At 51.2% G+C, this 4,864-nt stretch carries 7 protein-coding genes and 1 pseudogene; 7 read left to right on the top strand and 1 reads right to left on the bottom strand.

Annotated features, from left to right (window positions below):
* Nucleotides 1-137 precede the first annotated feature (137 nt).
* On the bottom strand, nucleotides 138-359 hold the full coding sequence (locus tag A918_RS0114425) for a hypothetical protein (protein WP_022711746.1): 222 nt from the start codon (nucleotides 357-359) through the stop codon (nucleotides 138-140).
* Between the two features lie 483 nt (nucleotides 360-842).
* Between A918_RS0114425 and A918_RS0114420 the strand changes: the two genes are divergently transcribed.
* The 7 genes and pseudogenes from A918_RS0114420 to A918_RS21845 form a co-directional block, all read left to right on the top strand.
* Nucleotides 843-1,208 carry an NADH-quinone oxidoreductase subunit A gene (locus tag A918_RS0114420; RefSeq protein ID WP_022711745.1) on the top strand — a complete coding sequence of 122 codons (366 nt, stop codon included), beginning with the start codon at nucleotides 843-845 and terminating at the stop codon, nucleotides 1,206-1,208.
* Nucleotides 1,209-1,243: 35 nt separating this feature from the next.
* Nucleotides 1,244-1,813 carry an NADH-quinone oxidoreductase subunit B family protein gene (locus A918_RS0114415; protein WP_033316155.1) on the top strand — a complete coding sequence of 190 codons (570 nt, stop codon included), beginning with the start codon at nucleotides 1,244-1,246 and terminating at the stop codon, nucleotides 1,811-1,813.
* 12 nt (nucleotides 1,814-1,825) lie between these two features.
* Entirely contained in the window at nucleotides 1,826-2,434 is a 609-nt protein-coding gene (locus tag A918_RS0114410) for an NADH-quinone oxidoreductase subunit C (RefSeq protein WP_028233835.1), read from the top strand.
* Nucleotides 2,435-2,462: 28 nt separating this feature from the next.
* Nucleotides 2,463-2,903: a GFA family protein gene (locus tag A918_RS0114405; protein WP_022711742.1), complete on the top strand. Its 441-nt coding sequence runs from the start codon at nucleotides 2,463-2,465 to the stop codon at nucleotides 2,901-2,903.
* A complete protein-coding gene (locus A918_RS0114400; protein WP_022711741.1) occupies nucleotides 2,896-4,086 on the top strand; it encodes an NADH-quinone oxidoreductase subunit D in 1,191 nt (396 codons plus the stop codon). The genes A918_RS0114405 and A918_RS0114400 overlap by 8 nt, the downstream gene beginning before the upstream one ends.
* Nucleotides 4,086-4,715 (top strand): NADH-quinone oxidoreductase subunit NuoE, encoded by a 630-nt coding sequence (gene nuoE, locus A918_RS20580; RefSeq protein WP_022711740.1) that lies wholly within the window; start codon nucleotides 4,086-4,088, stop codon nucleotides 4,713-4,715. Before A918_RS0114400 ends, nuoE begins: the two co-directional genes overlap by 1 nt.
* A gap of 3 nt (nucleotides 4,716-4,718) precedes the next feature.
* A pseudogene (locus tag A918_RS21845) lies at nucleotides 4,719-4,864 on the top strand (NADH-quinone oxidoreductase subunit F); the annotation flags it as partial.

Raw genomic sequence — 4,864 nt, 5'->3', positions numbered from 1 at the left:
CGACCCCCGTCACTCGCGCCACTTTCTCTTCTTTAAAATACAGTTCAGAGAAAGTGGCGCACCCCGCCAATTATCCTTTTCTATGATCTATATATTATAATGCTATATCCGCAGGAGCGGGGATTGCTGCCTGTTTTTCAATTTTGGCGGCAGGGCTGCTGAAGTGGTTTCGTCGGTTTCCGTGGGATGGTGGCGAATGCGATCAGGCTGATGAGCAGGAAGCTGACGGCGATGATTTCGATAATTGTCGGTGTTCCGCTGCCGTCCATCAGAATATAGGCAAATATCCCGGTGGTTGCGGACAGGAGTGCGGTGGTCAGGATGAATAATTCTGCGCTCACGCCAAGTGGTGCGTGCATTGGCATTTCCCATAAAAATAAATCAAAAAAATATCAGGTTTTAAAATACATTGATTCACCTGCAGGCTGATTGTGCATTTTGCATGATGTGCCGCATGAGGTGAGGGGCGACTCGCCTTGCGGCGTGAAACAGATTCTTTTTAGCCTGCAAATCAGAGCTGAATGATTTTTACGGAAATTTGTGTAATATAGTGATGTGATGACTGCTGGTGTCTGCGCAAAACGCGGGCGGCACGGAGTTGTTAACAGGATGGCTTTTATTAATCATATCCGTGTGAGCGCAGGGCAGTCATGTGCTTTAAAGGCTTGCGCAAACGGGTTGACTGCGGTAACCGTCCCCACACAAAGCACTGTATTCGCACGGCACGCCATTTGAAGCTGTTTGGGCGAGATTGATTGTAAGGTGCAATGTGTCACATGGCTGTAGCCGTCAAATGGCTTATGTAGTGCACAACTTTACATCTTGAAGCCGGAAATAGGGTAATGAACGAGCTTTTAAGTTCCTATCTGCCGATCGTCATTTTTATTGGCGTGGCAATGGTGATCGGAATTGCGTTGCTGGTAGCGCCGTTCCTGGTCGCGTACAGACAGCCGGATCCAGAAAAACTGTCCGCCTATGAGTGCGGATTTAACGCATTTGATGATGCGCGTATGAAATTCGACGTGCGTTTCTATCTGGTATCCATTCTTTTCATCATCTTCGACCTTGAAGTTGCATTCCTGTTCCCGTGGGCTGTGTCCTTCGGTGAAATTGGCATGTTCGGTTTCTGGTCCATGATGGTCTTCCTTGGTGTGCTCACCATCGGCTTCATTTATGAATGGAAGAAGGGAGCCCTCGAATGGGATTGACCTCTGGCCAAAACACTATGTCTTCTAATGCCAATATGGGTGGCGGGACGCTGATAGCTCCCCGCCCTAAGGGTATTATTGATCCGAATACCGGTAAGCTGATCGGTCAGGATGATGCGTTTTTCGGTGAGCTGAATAATGAACTGTCCGATAAGGGCTTCATTGTTACCTCTGCTGATGCATTGATTACATGGGCGCGCACCGGCTCGCTGATGTGGATGACTTTCGGCCTGGCCTGCTGTGCTGTGGAAATGATGCATATTTCCATGCCGCGCTATGATGCCGAGCGTTTCGGTATCGCGCCGCGTGCGTCTCCGCGTCAGTCCGACGTGATGATTGTTGCAGGTACGCTGACCAATAAAATGGCTCCTGCGCTGCGCAAGGTTTACGACCAGATGCCGGAGCCGCGTTATGTGATCTCCATGGGCTCCTGCGCGAATGGCGGTGGTTACTACCATTACTCCTATTCTGTTGTGCGTGGTTGTGACCGTGTTGTTCCGGTTGATATCTATGTGCCGGGCTGCCCTCCGACCGCTGAAGCGCTGCTCTACGGCATTCTGATGCTGCAGAAGAAGATTCGCCGCACCGGTACGATTGAGCGTTGATTGGGGGATATGATGATTCAAGAAGCTCTCAATGAACTCTCAGCCTATCTGTCCGAACGCCTTGAAGGCAAGATCGATGAAACATCACTGCGTTACGGTGAGCTGAGCATCACTGTGCCGGGCAGCCAGATTATTTCTGTGCTGACATTCCTGCGCGATGATGTGCAGTGCCAGTTCGTGAATTTCACCGATCTGAGCGGTGTGGACTATCCGGGCCGCGTCAATCGTTTTGATGTGGTCTATCAGCTGATGTCGCCGCGTCATAACCTGCGTATCCGCATTCGTGTCATCACCGATGAAGATACACCGGTGCCGTCAATCACCGGCGTTTATCCGGGTGCATTGTGGTACGAGCGTGAAGCTTACGACATGTACGGCATTCTGTTCTCCGGTCATCCGGATCTGCGCCGTCTGCTGACAGATTACGGTTTTGAAGGTCATCCGCTGCGTAAGGATTTCCCGCTGACCGGTTTTGTCGAAGTTCGTTATGATGATCAGGTCAAACGCGTTGTTTACGAGCCGGTTGAGCTGCGTCAGGAATTCCGTAATTTTGATTTCTTGTCCCCGTGGGAAGCAACAGATTATGTGCTTCCGGGTGATGAGAAAGCGAAGTCAAATTAATCTGTCACGTTAGCTGAAGGATTTAAAAATGTCTGATGGTGCTAAGTTGGAAGGTCGCTGCCTCTGTGGTTCAGTGCAGTTTTCGGCGAAGCCTGTGAATGACGAAATGGGCGCTTGCCACTGTTCAATGTGCCGCCGTTGGTCCGGCGGTGTGTTTCTCTGTGTGGATTGCGGAGACAGTCTTGAAATCACCAAAGGTGATGATCTCGGCTTTTACGGTTCATCCGCATGGGGTGAACGCGGTTTCTGCAAAGTCTGCGGCTCCACTCTGATGTGGCGCATGCAGGATGGTTCCCATAATGTTGTTTCCGTTCAGGCGTTTGAAGATCCTTCGCAATTCAGGTTTACAACAGAGATTTATATCGACTGTAAGCCTGATAGTTACGCTTTTGCCAATGATACGAGCAAAATGACGGAAGCAGAGTTTCTGGCAGCTTTTGCCTCTACACAGGATGCCGAGAATGGCTGAGACACAAGTAAGAAATTTTAATATCAACTTCGGCCCGCAGCATCCGGCGGCGCACGGCGTTCTGCGTCTGGTGCTTGAGCTCGATGGTGAAGTTGTGGCGCGTGTTGATCCGCATATCGGTCTGCTGCATCGCGGTACCGAAAAGCTGATGGAAGCCAAAACCTATCTGCAGGCTGTGCCTTATCTCGACCGCCTCGATTACGTGGCGCCGATGAATCAGGAACACGCTTATGCGTTGGCGGTTGAGCGCCTGCTCGGTATTGATGTGCCGAAGCGCGGTCAGCTGATCCGTGTACTTTACTCGGAAATCGGCCGTATTCTCAATCACCTGCTGAACGTAACCACACAGGCTATGGACGTTGGTGCACTGACACCGCCGCTCTGGGGCTTTGAAGAGCGTGAAAAGCTGATGGTGTTCTATGAGCGCGCTTGCGGCGCCCGTATGCACGCGGCCTATTTCCGTCCGGGCGGCGTTCATCAGGATCTGCCTGAGCAGCTGGTTCAGGATATTGCCAACTGGATTGATCCGTTCTTCAAGACGCTGAACAATCTGGACAATCTGATTACCGGCAACCGTATTTTCAAACAGCGTAACGTTGATATCGGCGTTGTGTCTCTGGATGATGCATGGGCATGGGGTTTCTCCGGTGTCATGGTGCGCGGTTCGGGTGCAGCATGGGATCTGCGTAAATCGCAGCCTTATGAATGCTATAATGAAATGGAATTCGACATTCCGATCGGTAAGAACGGCGACTGCTATGACCGCTATCTGATCCGTATGGAAGAAATGCGCCAGTCCGCTTCCATCATGCGCCAGTGCTGTGAATTGCTGCTCGGCAAAGAGCGCGTCGGCCCTGTGTCGAATATGGACAATAAGATTGTTCCGCCGAAACGCGGCGAAATGAAACGCTCGATGGAAGCTCTCATCCATCATTTCAAGCTTTACACTGAAGGTTACCATGTGCCGGAAGGCGAGGTATATGCCGCAGTGGAAGCACCGAAGGGTGAATTCGGTGTTTATCTGGTGTCTGACGGCACTAATAAACCGTATCGTTGCAAATTGCGTGCACCGGGTTTTGCTCATCTTCAGGCCATGGATTTCCTGTGTCGCGGTCATATGCTGGCCGACGTCTCCGCGATCCTTGGCTCGCTCGATATTGTGTTTGGTGAGGTAGACCGCTGATGTCCGTCCGTCGTCTCGCAGATGATTCCGTTCAGCCGGCCAGCTTTTCGTTTAATGCGGAAAATCAGGCCTGGGCTGAAAAGACAATTAAGAAATTCCCTGAAGGTCGCCAGCAGTCTGCGGTTATTCCGCTGCTGATGCGTGCGCAGGAACAGGATGGCTGGGTCACCAAGGCGTCGATTGAGCATGTTGCAGCTATGCTGGAAATGCCGCTGATCCGCGTTCTGGAAGTGGCAACATTCTATACCCAGTTCCAGCTCAAGCCGGTTGGTACACGCGCCCATATTCAGGTTTGCGGCACAACACCATGCGCATTGCGCGGTGCTGAAGAGCTGATGAAAGTGTGCAAGCACAAAATTCATCATGATCCGCTGACACCAAATGCTTCGGGCACGCTGTCTTGGGAAGAAGTTGAATGTCAGGGTGCTTGCGTCAATGCGCCGATGGTCATGATCTTCAAAGACGCTTATGAAGACCTGACACCTGAACGCCTTGAAGAAATCATTGATGCTTTTGAGGCAGGCAAGGGCGATACCATCAAGCCGGGTCCGCAGATCGATCGTGATTTCTCTGCGCCGATTGGTGGCTTGACATCTTTGACTGATGGCAATCCGAAAGCGGAGGGCTGATTGATGCTGGCTGATAAAGATCGCATCTTTACAAATATTTATGGCCTGAAAGACAAGTCGCTTAAAGGCGCTATGTCCCGTGGCCACTGGGACAATACCAAAGGTTTTGTCGAAAAAGGCCGTGACTGGATCATCAATGAGATGAAGGC

It is taken from the genome of Pseudochrobactrum sp. AO18b, assembly GCF_000409565.1.
In the GTDB taxonomy this organism is placed as follows: Bacteria; Pseudomonadota; Alphaproteobacteria; order Rhizobiales; family Rhizobiaceae; genus Pseudochrobactrum; species Pseudochrobactrum saccharolyticum.
Note: the sequence above shows the minus strand (reverse complement) of the source record. Positions and strands in the feature narration are given on the sequence as shown.